At 59.5% G+C, this 14996-nt stretch carries 13 protein-coding genes; 11 read left to right on the top strand and 2 right to left on the bottom strand.

The window, feature by feature from the left end; all coding sequences use genetic code 11:
* The first annotated feature begins 1 nt into the window (after position 1).
* The 11 genes from ABH945_RS28465 to ABH945_RS28415 all read left to right on the top strand — a co-directional run bounded on the left by ABH945_RS28465 (position 2) and on the right by ABH945_RS28415 (position 11294).
* Positions 2-799 (top strand): IclR family transcriptional regulator, encoded by a 798-nt coding sequence (locus tag ABH945_RS28465; protein WP_429252798.1) that lies wholly within the window; start codon positions 2-4, stop codon positions 797-799.
* Complete coding sequence (locus ABH945_RS28460) at positions 796-2046, top strand: CaiB/BaiF CoA transferase family protein (protein WP_429252797.1); 1251 nt, start codon at positions 796-798, stop codon at positions 2044-2046. Before ABH945_RS28465 ends, ABH945_RS28460 begins: the two co-directional genes overlap by 4 nt.
* On the top strand, positions 2043-2864 hold the full coding sequence (locus ABH945_RS28455) for an alpha/beta fold hydrolase (protein ID WP_429252796.1): 822 nt from the start codon (positions 2043-2045) through the stop codon (positions 2862-2864). Before ABH945_RS28460 ends, ABH945_RS28455 begins: the two co-directional genes overlap by 4 nt.
* 28 nt (positions 2865-2892) lie before the next feature.
* Positions 2893-3666: an SDR family NAD(P)-dependent oxidoreductase gene (locus ABH945_RS28450; protein ID WP_429252985.1), complete on the top strand. Its 774-nt coding sequence runs from the start codon at positions 2893-2895 to the stop codon at positions 3664-3666.
* A gap of 50 nt (positions 3667-3716) precedes the next feature.
* Positions 3717-4472 (top strand): SDR family NAD(P)-dependent oxidoreductase, encoded by a 756-nt coding sequence (locus ABH945_RS28445; protein WP_429252795.1) that lies wholly within the window; start codon positions 3717-3719, stop codon positions 4470-4472.
* An 83-nt stretch (positions 4473-4555) separates the two neighbouring features.
* Positions 4556-5089 (top strand): type II 3-dehydroquinate dehydratase, encoded by a 534-nt coding sequence (locus tag ABH945_RS28440; RefSeq protein WP_429252794.1) that lies wholly within the window; start codon positions 4556-4558, stop codon positions 5087-5089.
* A gap of 81 nt (positions 5090-5170) precedes the next feature.
* Positions 5171-5995: an N-acyl homoserine lactonase family protein gene (locus tag ABH945_RS28435; RefSeq protein ID WP_429252793.1), complete on the top strand. Its 825-nt coding sequence runs from the start codon at positions 5171-5173 to the stop codon at positions 5993-5995.
* Positions 5996-6021: 26 nt separating this feature from the next.
* The gene (locus ABH945_RS28430; RefSeq protein ID WP_429252792.1) at positions 6022-7707 is read left to right on the top strand and encodes an ATP-binding cassette domain-containing protein; all 1686 of its coding nucleotides are present in this window, start codon (positions 6022-6024) and stop codon (positions 7705-7707) included.
* A 44-nt stretch (positions 7708-7751) separates the two neighbouring features.
* On the top strand, positions 7752-8747 hold the full coding sequence (locus tag ABH945_RS28425) for an ABC transporter permease (protein ID WP_429252791.1): 996 nt from the start codon (positions 7752-7754) through the stop codon (positions 8745-8747).
* A 34-nt stretch (positions 8748-8781) separates the two neighbouring features.
* Complete coding sequence (locus tag ABH945_RS28420; protein ID WP_429252790.1) at positions 8782-9804, top strand: substrate-binding domain-containing protein; 1023 nt, start codon at positions 8782-8784, stop codon at positions 9802-9804.
* Positions 9805-9926: 122 nt separating this feature from the next.
* A complete protein-coding gene (locus tag ABH945_RS28415; RefSeq protein ID WP_429252789.1) occupies positions 9927-11294 on the top strand; it encodes an MFS transporter in 1368 nt (455 codons plus the stop codon).
* Positions 11295-11349: 55 nt separating this feature from the next.
* Here ABH945_RS28415 and ABH945_RS28410 read toward each other — a convergent pair whose 3' ends face one another.
* Together ABH945_RS28410 and ABH945_RS28405 are read right to left on the bottom strand one after the other, a co-directional pair.
* Entirely contained in the window at positions 11350-12378 is a 1029-nt protein-coding gene (locus ABH945_RS28410; protein ID WP_429252788.1) for an AraC family transcriptional regulator ligand-binding domain-containing protein, read from the bottom strand.
* 83 nt (positions 12379-12461) lie between these two features.
* Positions 12462-14771 carry a beta-glucosidase gene (locus tag ABH945_RS28405; protein ID WP_429252787.1) on the bottom strand — a complete coding sequence of 770 codons (2310 nt, stop codon included), beginning with the start codon at positions 14769-14771 and terminating at the stop codon, positions 12462-12464.
* Between the last annotated feature and the right edge of the window lie 225 nt (positions 14772-14996).

Genomic DNA, 14996 nt, shown 5'->3' with positions numbered 1-14996 from the left:
CATGAGCGAAATCGAGACAGGCCCGCGGACGCAGGAAGCCAGCAGCGGTACGGTAAGTCGCGCTTTGCAGTTGCTGGCGTTCATCGCGGACGCGGGTGGCAGCGTAAGCGTGAAGCAGATCGCCGAGCAGATGGCGTTGGCTCCCTCTACTGCGCATCGGCTGCTGAATCTGCTGAAAAAAGACGGCTTCGTCGATTCGACTCCCGAGGGCCGTCAATATGTGATCGGACCTCAGTTCTATCGGGTCGCCGCGCGTGTCGTCAACGCCGTTTCGCCGCGCGACATCGCGCAGCCAGTGATCGAGTCGATTGCGAACGCGTTCAGCGAGACCGTGTTGTTCGGCATTTACCAACCCGCCCAGCACGCGTTGCATTTCGCGGCGCGGGCCGACGGCCAGCAGAAACTGAAATACGAAATCTCCATGAATCAGCCGCTTTCGCTGGTTTGGGGCGCATCGGGGAAAGCCATTCTTGCGTTTCTCGCCCCCGACGTGATTCGCACCATCGTCGGTCTCGAAGGACCGTCGCCGGCGACCGGGGCCATGTTGCCGCCCGCCGCCGAGATCGAACACGAGCTGGCGCAGATTCGTGAGCGCGGCTATGCGGTTAGCGACGGCGAAAAATTACCGGATGCCCGCGGCATCGCCGCGCCGGTGTTCGGGCCGAAAGGGGTGATCGGCTGTATCTGCCTGACTTCGCCGAAAGCCAGGATGCCGCATGGCGATATTCACGCGATCGGCATTGAAATCCGCTCACGCGCTGCAGCGCTTTCTCGCGACCTTGGAGCACCGTTGACATGATCGCAACACCACACACGGACGCCACGCTGAAGGCCAGTCTGCCGCTTGCCGGCTATCGGATTCTCGACCTGACGACCTTTCTGTCCGGCCCGTTCTGCACCCAGATCCTGGCAGACCTCGGCGCCGAAGTCGTCAAGGTCGAGGCCCCGGAAGGCGACTCGAGCCGAGCCATTCCGCCGCACTTCGTCGGAGACGATAGCGCCTATTTTCTGGGTGCGAACCGTAACAAGAAGAGCCTCGCCATCGATATGAAACACCCGGAAGGGCTGGCTCTCGTCAAGCGTCTGATCGGCGAAGCGGACGTGGTCGTGGAGAACTTCCGGCCTGGAGTGGCGGGGCGCATCGGCCTGCACATCGAGGCGCTGCGCGAAGCGCAGCCGTCGTTGATCTGGGCATCGATCAGCGGCTTTGGACAAACCGGGCCGTGGCGGGACAAGCCCGCTTACGACATGATCGTTCAGGCGCTGTCCGGCGTCATGAGCCTGACGGGCGAGCCGGGACGCCCGGCGGTACGGCTCGGCATTCCCGCGGGCGATATGGTCGCGGGCATGTACGCCGCGATTGCCATCAACGCGGCGTTGGCGGATCGCGAACGTCACGGAGCAGGTCGCACGATCGACGTCTCCATGCTGGACTGCCAGCTCGCGATGCTGTCGTATCAGTCCACGTATTCGCTCGTTGCGGGCGTCACGCCGCAACCTCAGGGCGCGCGGCACGACTCGATTCCGACCTATCGCTCCTTCACTGCAGGCGATGGCCGCGAACTCGTCGTCACAGCCAATACGGAACGCATGTGGCGCGGTCTGTGCGCAGCACTGGACCTCGACGAACTGCCGGGCGACCAGCGGTTCGATAGCGGCAGCAAACGCCTCGCCAGTCGCGACGCTCTTTGGCCTCTGCTCGAAGCCGCGTTTCTCACGCGCTCTGCGGCGGAATGGATCGAACCGCTGACGGCCAACGGCGTCCCCGTCGCGCTGATCAAAACCGTGCCGGAAGCACTGACCGACGCGCGTGAGGCGGGCCGTGGCATGGTGATCAGTGTCGAGGATGAAACGGGAAACCGTGCGGATGTGGTCGGCAACCCGATCAAGTTCTCGGGTGCGGTCGAAGCGCCCGCGACCTACCCGCCGGCGCTGGGCGCAGACGCACATAGCGTGCTGGGCGAGTGGTTAGCTTGCCCGACCGACGAAATCGGCGATCTGCAGGACAAGGGCGTCCTTCTCAGTCGTGCCGCACTGACGCCATGAGCTCGCTCGCAACCCCGACAGTGTCGCCAGGCACACCGGAATCGGCGTGGCGACAAAGCGGCACCGGCGTCGCCGGAACGGTGCTCATGCTGCATTCGCTCGGGCTCGATGCCCGCGCGTTCGACGGCATCCGGGCCGCTTTGCCCGACGACTGGCACATCGTTTCATTCGACCAGCGCGGCCACGGCAAAGCTGCGGCCACGGCTGCGCGCTCGCTCGACGAACTCGTCGACGACGCCTGCCAGGTGATCGACTCCTGCACCGCGCGTCAGGTTCATCTTGTGGGTCATTCGATGGGCGGCGCGGTTGCCGCTCTCTGCGCCGCGCGTCTCGGCCCGCGCGTGGCATCGCTTGCGCTGATCGCGACGCCGGCTGCTGGCTTCCCGGCGTTCAACGCGCGCGCACAGGTTGCGATCGAAGAGGGTATGCAGACGGCGATTCCGGCGACGCTTGAACGCTGGTTCGGCGCCGAACCAGTGCAGAGCGAAGCCGGGGCAATCGCCTATGCGCAAGACGCATTGAGCGAGATGGCCCCAACTGGTTTTGCTGCTGCATGGCGCGCGCTGGCGAACTTCGAGGGCTATCAGCCGATCGGACAAAAACTGCCTCGCACCAGGCTTATCGCCGGCGTCAGAGATCTGTCGACGCCGCCATCTTCGATGCGCTCGATTTTCAATACGCTCATCGCGGCCGGAGCACAGCCCACTCCTGTCTTCGATGAAATCGACGACGCCGGGCACATGCTGGTGCTCACGCATGCGCCGGCTGTGGCAGCGTCTTTGCAGACACACTGGCTTTCCGCAGTTCGCCAGTTGTGATGGCAACACTATTTTTTGGAAAAGGATCATGACCGGAGAGAAAACATACGCTACGCCTCGCCTGTTGAGCGATTGCGTAGCTGTCGTGACAGGTGGTGCCGCCGGCATTGGCCAGGCCGTCGTGGCTGCGCTCGTCGAGAAGGGCGCACGGGTGGCCTCTATCGACCTGACTACGAATGGCGTGCCGGCTGGCGCCATAGGGTTGATCGCCGACGTGCGCGATCAGCACGCCCTCGACCGCGCGATCGGTGAGTTCGGTAACCAGCACGAGCGGATCGATATTCTGGTGAACAATGCCGGTGTCAGCTTCGTTGGCACGATCGAGGACGGCAGCGAAGAAGAGTGGCGGCGCCTGTATGACATCAACGTGATGGGCATGATGCGCGCCACGCGCGCGGCGTTGCCGTTTTTGCGCAAGTCCGGCGCGGCTTCGATCGTCAACATGTCGTCCTGTACCGCCGTCAACGGTTTTGCCCAGCGTGCGCTCTACTCAGCGACCAAGGGCGCCGTTCATTCGATGACGCTCGCCATGGCAGCCGACCTGGTCAAGGAAGGCATTCGCGTGAACGGCGTGGCGCCAGGTACCGTCGACACCCCGTTCATGGCGGAACTCGCTGCGCGTGCCCCGGATCCCGCGGCGAAGCGCGCCGAATTCGAAGCGCGTCAGCCCACCGGTCGCATGATCGCGCCGCAGGAAATCGGGGAGGCCGTCGCCTACCTCGCCAGCCCGGCCGCGCGTTCAACGGTCGGCACCATCATTCACCTCGACGGTGGCCTCGGTCCTTTGCGCGTCGCGCGCTAGGCACAGGACTCGTCATCCCTATCGACATGTCGTTACTCAAGGAATACATCATGGAATTCTCAGGAAAGGTCGTCATCATCACGGGCGCGGGTCAAGGTATTGGTCGCGCTTATGCACTTGAATTCGCGAAGGCGGGCGCATCGGTTGTGATCGCGGACCTGAACATCGAGCAGGCCGACAAGGTCGCCGCCGAGGTGAAGGCTGCCGGCCACAGGGCGCTCGCGGTGAAAGTGGACGTGTCGAACAAGGAAAGCGCGACGCAGATGGCGGCCGCGGCACTCGAGGCGTTTGGCCGCATCGACGTTCTGATCAATAACGCGGCAATTTTCTCCACGCTGAAGATGAAACCCTTCGACGAGATCGACGGGGACGAATGGGATCGCGTCATGGCGGTCAATGCGCGCGGCGTGTTCTTCTGCGCGCAGGCGGTTGCACCGACGATGAAGGCAGCCCGTTACGGCAAGATCATCAACATCTCGTCGAGCGTGGTGGTCACCGGGCGTGCCAACTACGCGCACTACGTCGCTTCGAAAGGCGCAGTGGTCGCCTTGACTCGCGCGCTCGCCACGGAACTCGGCGAATTCACCATCAATGTCAACGCGATCAGTCCGCATGGGATCGTCACCGAGGTGCCGCGCGACACCATCAAGCCGGAACAGTGGGACGCGATTCTTTCGGCGCAGGCGCTCAAGCGCAAGGGTGACGTCAATGACATGGTTGGCGCGACGATGTTCCTCGCTTCGGATGCGAGCAAGTACATGACGGGCCAAACCTTGAACGTCGATGCCGGGTTGCGTTTCAACTGATTCGCTGCGGCAGTTACGCCCTTTGCGTTTTCGGACGTGAAGGGCAGTTCGGCAACTCACTTCAATTTTCAGGAAACCAGCTAATGAGCACGGCGTTCACAGCGCAAATCCAGCGCACAGGTAACCGGAAACACCGTATCGCGGTGATCGACGGTCCCAACATGTCCAATCTCGGCGCGCGCAGCAAGAAGGTCTACGGCCGGATCGGCTCGCTCGACGAACTGAAGGCTTATGTCGCGGATTACGGGCGTCAACTGGGTGTCGAAGTCGAGAACTTTTCGTCTAATCATATTGGGGACATTCTCGAGTTTATTCACGAATCGGCTTCGCGGGTGGACGGGTACATCATCAATCCGGCAGGCGCGACGACAATCGGCGAGGGTATCCGCCACGCGCTGGAAGATTCGGGCCGGCCGGTTCTGGAAGTGCACTTCGCGAACATTGCAGCTTCGGCGGGCGCGGCGCGCGGTCTGGGCGGCGGCAGTATCCAGTCGAGCTTTACACACACGGCGACCGGCGTATGCATGGGCATGCGCCAGTACAGCTATATCGCGGCACTGACCGCGCTCGTATTTGGACTCGATGACAAGGAATTCCTCGGCACAGCCGAGGATTGATCGTCGGGAGAAGCACCGGATGCTGCATTGCTTCGCGCAATGCAGCCACTACAAATGATGGAGACAGAAGGAAGGTGAACCATGAGACTGCATGTCCTGGATTTAGGGCAACTAACTTTAGACCAGAATTTGATGGTAAGTGGATCGAGCATCGCCACGGCATCGAATCCGGACGCACCTAACCGACTGATCGACATTCCGGTGTCCGGTTACTGTATTGAGCATGCGGAAGGCAACGTTCTCTTCGACCTTGGGTGCAATCCGAATGCCATGGGTCCGGAAGGCCGTTGGTCCGAGTTCTTACAGGATCTGTGCCCGCACAAAGGGGGCGAGGAGTGCGACCTGCCGAACCGGCTTGAACAGATCGGGTTGGGTCCGAACGACATTCGCTACGCGGTGCTGTCTCACCTGCATAACGATCACGCCGGCTGCGTCGAATACTTCAAAAAAACGAAGCTGATTGTTCACCGGCGCGAATTCGAACTGACTCTGCGCACATTCGGATTGCGCGACGACAAAACGCCCTACGTTCTAAAAGATGTCGAAGCCTGGACGAAGACGGATCTCGACTGGCATCTGCTCGACTCGGAAGAGGCGGAAATTCCACTCGTAGAAGGTGTCGACATCTTGAACCTCGGGTCCGGACATTCCGCGGGAATGCTCGGCCTGAAAGTTCAGACCAAAGAGTTGGGCACAGTCATTCTCGCTTCGGATTCGATCTACCAGGAAGCCAACTTCGGTCCTCCGACTATCTTGCCAGGCGTCGTTTATGACCCGGCCGGTACGGTTCGGATCGTCGAGCGAATCCGCAATCTGGCAACCCGAACAAAGGGCCATGTCTGGTTCGGGCACGACCCCGCCCAGTTCGCGACTTTGCGGAAGTCAACCGAAGGTTACTACGAGTAGCCTGAGCCTACCGTTGAGGAGCAGCCATGGATTCAGTCACTACCGGGGCCGGGTGCGAGCGCGCGGAAACGGATCAGCAACAACCGCCAGTTGTGATGTCTCGGGAAAGGCTGCGTTCTTCTGACGAGCAGCTTCACGGATTCGAGTCGGATGCCGCAGTGCCTGCCCCGGAGGGCGACGCCAGTTACCTCCTGAAGGCTGCGTCTATCGCCAAAAGCTTTGGTCCTACACGCGTACTGAACGGCTTTGACCTGTCGATTGCCGGCGGGGAGGTTCATGCGTTTCTCGGCGGCAACGGAGCGGGCAAGTCGACATTCATCAAGATTATTTCCGGCCAGATAGAGCGAGACGGCGGAACGCTCCAATTTGACGGCGCGTCCGTTGGTGATTCGATGCGCGCGCATGTGATCACGGGTCAGATCGGCGTGGTCAATCAGGAGCTTGCACTGCTACCGCATCTTTCGGTCGCGGAAAATATTGCGATGCCGCGTTTGCGCAATGGCACGTCGACATATAACTGGCGCTCGGCGGAGAAATTGGCGATCGACGCCTTGTCGCTCATCGACGCGGATTTTGCGAGGCGTTCGGTTTCACGGCTGGTCGGTGACCTGACGTTGCACGAGCGCCAGTTGGTCGAGATTGCCCGTGCGCTCGGTTTAGGCGCCAAATTATTGCTGCTCGACGAGCCGACCGCGAACTTGACTGCAAAGGAAACCGCGCGACTGTTCGCGGTAATCCGTCGTTTGGTCGCGGACTCTGCGCTCTCAGTTCTGTTCGTGTCTCACCGCATGAAGGAGATCCGCCAGATCGCCGACGTATGCACGATCATTCGCGACGGCAGGACAGCTGTGAACCGTGTCGCGCTAGGCGCGATCACCGATGCCGAGATTGTCGAGTACATGGGACAGAATGCGGTGCATGAGTCGGCTGCCGGCGCGGCTGACAACGCCGAATCGCCCGATTCGACACGTGTATCGCGCAAAACCGCAATTGACAGTGCGGCGCGCGGAACTTCAGAGGCGGTCCGCATCCAGCGCGACGCTATCGTCGTCGACATTACTCCTGGCTCCATTATTGGACTTGCCGGTGCACCGGTCGGCCCGTCAGCACTCATCAACGCATTGACGGGAATCGCGCCCGACGCAGCATGGTCGATTACGCGAGGTGGGATCCCTGTGAATTACAGACATCCAGCAGCCGGAGCGCGCGACGGCGTGGGTTTTGTTTCAGGAGACAGGTCGAGCAAGGGCATCCTTGCCACGCTGTCGATTAAAGACAACCTGGTCGCAAGTTCCAGAGTCATTGGCAAACGGAAAACGGTTGGCCGTGCGGAAGTCGCCCAAAGCATCAAACTGCTCGACGCTTTGAGAATGCGTGTGGGTTCTATCTGGGACTTGCCCGCCACGTTGAGCGGCGGCACGCAGCAGAAACTTTTGATCGCTCGTTGGCTGTTGATGAAGCCCAGGCTCCTGGTGCTGGAAGAACCAACCCGTGGCGTCGATATACGAACCAAACGGGAAATCTACGCGCTAATCCGGGAAATGGCCGCGCAGGGAACCGCGATTGTCTGGTGGTCCACCGAGTTCATCGAACTGGTGGAACTGTGCGACACCGTACTTGCATTCGAGCTCGACGGAAAGCCTACCCGAGTACTGCAACACGCGGACGTCAATGAAACGCAGTTGGCCGATGCGACAGGTATGGTCGCGTGACCGAGTCTGAACATACACATTAACGACCCTATCTGGAGACAGTCATGAAATCTACTATCCAACCGGTTGTCGACGCACAGGGTCCATCTCGTGATGCATGGCGACGTTTGGTATCGACGTACCGGACGGAAATCGCCATAGCGATCGCCATCGTTGTCATTGAACTCGCGGTCGGCCTGTTCGTTCCCGCAGCGTTGTCTCAAGGCAATCTTTCCAACGTGGCACAGGCTTCGGCGCCCCTGGTCATCATGGCTTTCGGCGTTTTGCTGGTCATTATCACGGGCGGCATCGACCTGTCTGTTGGTTCGGTGTTCTCGCTCAGCGGAATGATCACTGGTGTGGCTATGACACACGGGTACGGCGCTGTCACGAGTAGTGTCGCCGGACTGCTGGTAGGTCTCGTGTTCGGAGGGATAAACGGCGCTCTCGTCACGGTAGTGGGACTCGCACCTTTCGTCACAACTTTAAGTACCTACGCAATAGCTGGAAGCCTCGCTTTCATCGTAAGCGATGGACACTCGCTCACCATCAATGATCCTAACTATTGGATGCTGAACGCCGGGATGCTGATTCCCGGTATTCCAAATTATGTTTTGTGGTGCGGGTTGATGCTTGTCGGCATTGAGTATTGCCTGCGTAAGGTTGTCGCCGGCCGCTGGTTATACGCAATTGGCAGCAGCAGTTCTTCGGCACGTGTGATTGGCATTCCAGCGCATCGGGTACGGTTCGGTGCTTATGTTCTGTCCGGATTGTTCGCGTCGTTCGCCAGCATCGTGAGCGTTTCCTATATCAGCAATGCCGAAGCCACAGCGGGATCGAGTCTGATGTTGCAGGCGATCGCTGCGGTGGTGATTGGAGGAGCCAGTCTCTTTGGTGGCACGGGCTCGGCAGTCGGCGCACTGCTTGGCGCGTTGATGATCACCATTATTCAGAACGGCGCAAATTTGATTGGTGTGAACAGTTTCTGGCAAGGCACTGTTACCGGTGTAGTCATTCTAATTGCGGTCCTGCTGGACCGTGTCACGAAAGCCCGCCGTTAAAGACGTTAACGCGAGCGAAATCAGGAGACAGGAAATGGCAAAGCATATGTTGCAATCCGCAGGAAAATTGCTCTGCAAAGCCGCGAGAGCGGGAGCCGGATTTGGCGCCGTAGTGGTCGTGTCGACCCTGTACACGCACGCCGCTATCGCCGCAGACAAGCCGACGGTTGCCTATATTGCACCGGCGATCGACTATCCGTACTGGCAGTGGGTCGCCTACGGCGTGAAGCAGCGAGCTGCGGAGCTCGGCATGAATTATGTCGAATTGAGTTCCGATAATTCGCCGGCCAAGCAGATGGACAATATTCACACTGCTCTGACTAGAGGCGCCACTGCGATTGTCATGGGACCCGTCAGTTCGAGCAGCACGCCGCCGGTACTAAGGCTTCTGAAGTCCAAATCTATTCCTGTGGCGTTCACTGGGATCGGTCCGCAAACGGGAGAGACCGACTATACGTCGGCGGTAACCGCGAATAATTACGACACCGGAAAGCTCGAAGCCAGCTATGTTTGCAAGCTTGCAAAGGATCGTGGTGGTAATAAGGTTGCCATGCTCTCGCTTCCGCAAGATCGTGAGAATGCACAGAAGTATCTGAAGGGTGCGAACGAAGCTTTCAAGAAAGATGGCTGCGATCTGGTCCAGATTCTCGAAGCGCATGATCTAAGCGTCAATGAAGCGGTGACTGAGGCGAACGACATCCTGACAGCGAATCCTGATGTCAAAGCGATATACGCGATGTTCGACAACGCGGGTATCGGCGCTGCAAAAGCGCTTCAGACGCGCGGTCTGGTTGGAAAGGTCGGCGTAGTGGCCGCAGACGGAAGTCCGTCGACGATCAAGCTGGTGCGCGATGGCGTGATTCAGGGCGTATTCGTGCAGGGTGCAATGGGCCAGGGCATTGATGCAACGACTCAGGTATTCAACGCGCTCAATCACAAGCCGACCACCCAGGTGCTCTCATTTACCGAAGTTCTCGTGACTGGAGATACGGTAGACCGTCCTGATGTGCAAGCGGCCGTGAAGCGTGTATACCCGCCGTCAGTAGGGAAGTACTAAGTCCAGCGAGATGGGCTCGGCGCTCGTGAGTTATTTGCATCAACACATTGGCTCGGATGGCGCTTCGCAGGAAAAAAGCGAGGCGCCATGTTTTGTTTGCGCGACTGTGATGCAGTGAGAAATTGATAGAGACATCAACGATGGCGAATGAACAGATCACTATGCGGCGCGCGAGTTCCTCACTGCGCGTCACATTGGCCAGTTTTGTCGGCACAACGCTCGAGTTTTATGATTTTTTCATATACGGAACGATGGCCGCGCTGGTGTTCAAGCAACTGTTTTTCCCTGGCTACAGCACATTTGCCGGGACCCTGGCGTCATTCGCCACTTTTACAGTTGGCTTTGTAGCGCGGCCGCTTGGCAGCGTACTGTTCGGCTATCTGGGTGACCGGTTTGGACGTAGAGGTACGTTGGTCGTGTCGCTCGGCATGATGGGCGGTTCAACGGTGGCAATCGGTTTGTTACCGGGCTATCAGTCAGTAGGGATAGCCGCGCCGGTATCTCTGGTCGTCATACGGCTTGTACAGGGTCTCGCGCTCGGCGGCGAGTGGGGCGGAGCAGCGCTTTTGCTGGTCGAGAGCGCAGCTCCGGGCCGTAAATCGCTGATGGGCAGCGTAGTGCAGATGGGGGCGCCGGCGGGACTGTTGCTCGCCACGGGCGTGACCGCGTTGAGCAGCGTTTTCGCTGGCGAACATTTTCTGGAGTGGGGCTGGCGCATTCCGTTTCTGTTCAGTGCCGTGTTGCTGGGCGTTGCTTTCTGGATCAGAAGCGGTGTGGCCGAGACGCCAGAATTTCTGGCGATGCACGAGCGGCAGAAGGCCCTTCCTCGCGCGCCCATGGTGGGCGTGTTGCGTGATCGTCTGAGAGACCTGGGCGTTGCGTTTGGTCTGGCCAGCCCTGGCAATGCAGTATTTTTCCTGGTTAGCACCTACACCCTTAGCTATACGACGTCTAATCTGGGGATGCCTCGTGCGCAGGTGCTGTACGCGCTCATGCTGGCGTCTGTCGTCTATCTGTTTGCTATTCCATTTTTTTGCTGGCTTGCAGATCGTATTGGACAACGCAGCATTATTGGATTTGGCTGCGTGATGACAATCCTATTCGCGTTTTTTTATTTTAAGGCTCTCGGTAGCGGCTCCATTGTTATCGTGTTTCTTTCGATGTGCGGTGCGCTTTCGCTCGCCCATGCCTCTTTACAGGCGCCGCAGGCCAGCCTGTTTTCATCGTGGTTTCCGGTCGAGCAACGGTACACGGGTGTGGCTCTCGCGCAGGCCATTCCTACCACCGTCGTTGGCGGAACGGTACCGTTGATCGCTACGCTGCTCGCCGCATCGAGCAGTGGCATTTACCTGATCGGCGTCTATGTTGGCGCGCTCGCCATTCTCGGGTTGTTCTGCGTGTTTGCTTCCGGGAGATCTGCATCACGTGTGCAAACTCCGATCGCGGTTGACGGAACCACGGAAGTCCGTGGGACAACGTGCGGCAGTTGAAATCCGCGTTGCCGACACTGGTCATTCGATCAAGGCAGGCCCATTTCGACCCAGGTCAGATATCCTGGCGGTTCATCTGATACCGCGACGGTGCGGCCCCGTTGCGGTCGGAAAAAAATCTCGAGAACGCGGCAGATGATGAAAATCCCAGAATGTCGCTGATATCCGCGATCGACACGTTTCGATCCAGTAGCAGCCGTTCCGCTTCGGCCAAACGTGCCTTCGCCAGAACGGTCTGAAAGTTGGTGCCTTCTTTTTGCAAACGGCGATATAGCGCCGAGCGGGAGATCTGCAACTGATCGCACATATGCATGAGCGGGTCCGCTCGAGCCTCTGCGAGATCTGCGTTCTGCAGTATTTCTGTCAAATGCCGCTCAACTCGGGTGGCAAAGGAATTTCGTTGTAGCAACTGGATGCGTTCGAAGTCGGCCTGGCGTCGAAGCATCGTGTAGCTAGTCTCGTTGAAACGTTCATAAGGCGAGTCCGCCAGGGGCGCGACGAGACAAAGCTGGTTTCTGGCCTGTTCGAAGCGCACGGAGCAACCTGCCAGCGCGTGAACGCGGGCGAGCGGTGCGAACGCGCTGCCAGTGAGTTCCAGCACGGTACTGGCTGCAACTTTGCCCGTGTATTGGCGCAGCAATCTGACTACCATGGCCAAGGTTGCGAACGCGCCGAAGGCGTCCGTCGCGCTCCCGTTGAGCAGATAGTCGAATCGGTATTTGTCGCCGGATCGGCTCAGCGACACGTCGTCTGCGTTACCAATCAGGACGCGATAGTGCAGAAAGTGAAGGAACGCCTCATGCAACGTGGGCGCATTTGTGGCGAGAGCAATGACCGTTCCGAATGGCGGTATTGCCGGGACACCCATCGCTTCTTCCACGAGATCGCGCGCATTGACTCGACGCCGGGCAAGATCGAGGAGTGCTGCAAACTTGACGGACGAGATGCGTGCGTCCGGTCGTACGTCCGACTCGCTGATGCCAGTCAATAGCCGGTATTCCTCGGGTCCAATGCCTTCGCGTAGCGCTGCGGCCATGGCGAGCTGAACGACAGCCGACGATGCCGTTTTTTCTGTGAAAGTCATTGCCGAAGCCTGAGATATAAAAGATGGGCGCGGTTTGCGCCGCGCCCATCCATTCGCGTCAACTTCTGACGCGAAGTCGTACCTCAGTCATACGAGGCCAGCAGGCGCCCGGTAATTGTCTGCGTTGTGGTAACCGCATTCAAGTCCCGCGACGAGCCCCCCACCTTAATAACATAGCCTCCATCGGGCAATCGCCAGCTATGAGCGGCCACGTCCCAGATCGCAAGTCGTCCCGCACCGACGGTGACGCTGACCGAACTCTTTGCGCCCGGAGCCAATGTCACTTTCTTGAAACCGATAAGGCGTTGCGGCGGTTCGTTGGCGACGGCAGGAAGCTCCGCATAGACCTCCGCGACTTCGGTGCCGGCGACCGAGCCAGTATTGGTTAGCGTGAAGTTGACCGTCAGGTTACCGCTGGAATCGATCGAACTGGTCGCGTTCGAGTAGCTGAACGAGGTGTATGAAAGGCCGAAACCAAAAGGGAACAATGGATCGATGGACTGCGAGTCATACCAGCGGTAGCCCATGTTCAAACCTTCCGCATAGACGACCTGCTTGTTTGTTGCCGAGATCGCCTGCTGTGGCAAATCAGTCTCGGTCAACGGAAAGCTCAGCGGCAGTTTGCCCGACGGGTTGACTGCACCAAACAGCACGTCGGCGATTGCCGGGCCTCCCTGCATCCCGGGATACCAGGCTTCCAGCACGGCGTCGACATTGCCAAGCCAGGGCATCGTCACGGCAGTACCGGTCTCGAGCACCACGACCGTGCGCTTCGCGCTCTCGGCAACGGCCGTGATCAACGCATCCTGGTCGTATGCCTGATTAGCCGCGTCTGTCGTGGCGTTTGGCAAGCTAAGGTTCGTCAGATCGGAGCCCTCGGTTTCCCATTGAGTGCCGAAGACGATGGTGACGTCGGCCGTGGCAGCTGCCGCCGCGGCGGCCGTTGCGTTGGTGCCGTCGAGATAGGTCACCGTTGCGCCCGGAGCCGCTGCCTGGATGGCTGCCAATGGCGACGAATCATAGTAAGTCGCGCAGGCAGTGACGCCGCCCACCGTCGCAGTCGGCTTCAGACAGGGCACTGCATTGGCATCGCGCGACGGCACGAGTGCTGAGCCACCGCCCGAGAGCACACCGAAATCGGCGTGGCCGCCCACGACCAGGATGCTCTTGACGGATGACGCGGCGAGAGGAAGAACGTGTGCCGTGTCACCGCGAGCCACGTTGTTGCGCAGCAAGACCATGGATTGCTGCGCAACCGTGCGAGCCACGGCATCGCCAGCAGCCTGGTCGATCGTTCCGCTAGTGCTGGAGGGAGGGGCATCAAGCAGGCCGACGTATGCCATCGTGTGAAGCTTGCGCTGAACCATGTCGTCGAGGCGCGACTGCGGAACCGTACCGGCCTGAATCGCGGCGGCGAGTTTCTGGTTGAAAAATGTCTTCACGCCCAGGAACCCGACGCTGTCGTCGGTGGAGCCAGCTTCCTCCTCGTCGACGCCCGCATTGGCCGCCAGCGCGGTGTCGTTGATGGCGACGAACCAGTCCGACTGGACAGTGCCTTTGAAGCCCCACTCGGTCTTGAGAATATCGGTTAGCAGAGTCTTGTTCTGGCAAGACTTCAACCCGTTGACGAGGTTGTATGCACACATCACATTGCCCGGCTTACCCTCGCGGACACCGATCTCGAACGGCAACAAACTCAGTTCACGCAGCGTCCGCTCGTCGATCACCGAATTGGACGACATGCGGTTGGTTTCCTGATCGTTCGCCGCGAAATGCTTGATCGTGGCAACGACATTCTGCGATTGCGTGCCTTGCGTACGTGCCACGATCATGTTGCCGGCAAGGATCGGGTCCTCGCCCATGTACTCGAATGTGCGACCGTTGCGGGGCTCCCGCGCCAGGTCGACACCGCCGCCGAGACCGACGTCGAAGCCGCGGACGCGCAATTCGGTTGCGATCAGCGTACCGTAAGTTTTCGCCAGATCAACGTCCCAACTCGCGGCCAGAGCTACGGGAGAAGGTAGCGACGTCGCACCTGTCGTGACAGAAGTGATAGAGCTTCCGACGAGCCTCGTCTGGTAGACACCAGTGGCCGAGTCGGCAATCGTATAGTCGGGAATGCCGAGTCGCGAAATTCCGGGAATGTAGCCGGCGCCGCCGACGGGGCCGACACCCTCGCCGGTGCCGTGCACCATTTGAATCTTTTCTGCCTGAGTCATCTGTGCGAGCAGGGCAGACGCCCGTGCCGTGGCTGCGGCGTCGGATGCTGCTTCCGCTGCGGCTGCAGGGTCTGTTGGCGCGGCTGTACTGGCAGGAGTGTCATTTCCGCCGCAGCCAGACAATGCAGCTGCGAAGGTCGCGGCTACCAGCCACGCGAGCCTGTCTTGTCTCATCTTGTCTCCGTCTTATCGTCGCCATGAACCATTTCACGCCGACTTTGTGTAATCGAATGGAAGATATCAAGATTGGAATAACGACGCTTTTCAATACGTTGCGTCATTTATCCCGAGGTTGCGTGACGCAGCGTCTTCGGGCAAGCCCTGGTTGGTTATCGGATTGTCGTCATCGTTCCGGTACCTGAGGCTGCGTTTTTCGAGGTCATTGCGGAATGAGAAGTT

Origin of the sequence: Paraburkholderia sp. GAS333, assembly GCF_050435665.1 — a bacterium.
Classification (GTDB): domain Bacteria; phylum Pseudomonadota; class Gammaproteobacteria; order Burkholderiales; family Burkholderiaceae; genus Paraburkholderia; species Paraburkholderia fungorum_A.
Note: the sequence above shows the minus strand (reverse complement) of the source record. Positions and strands in the feature narration are given on the sequence as shown.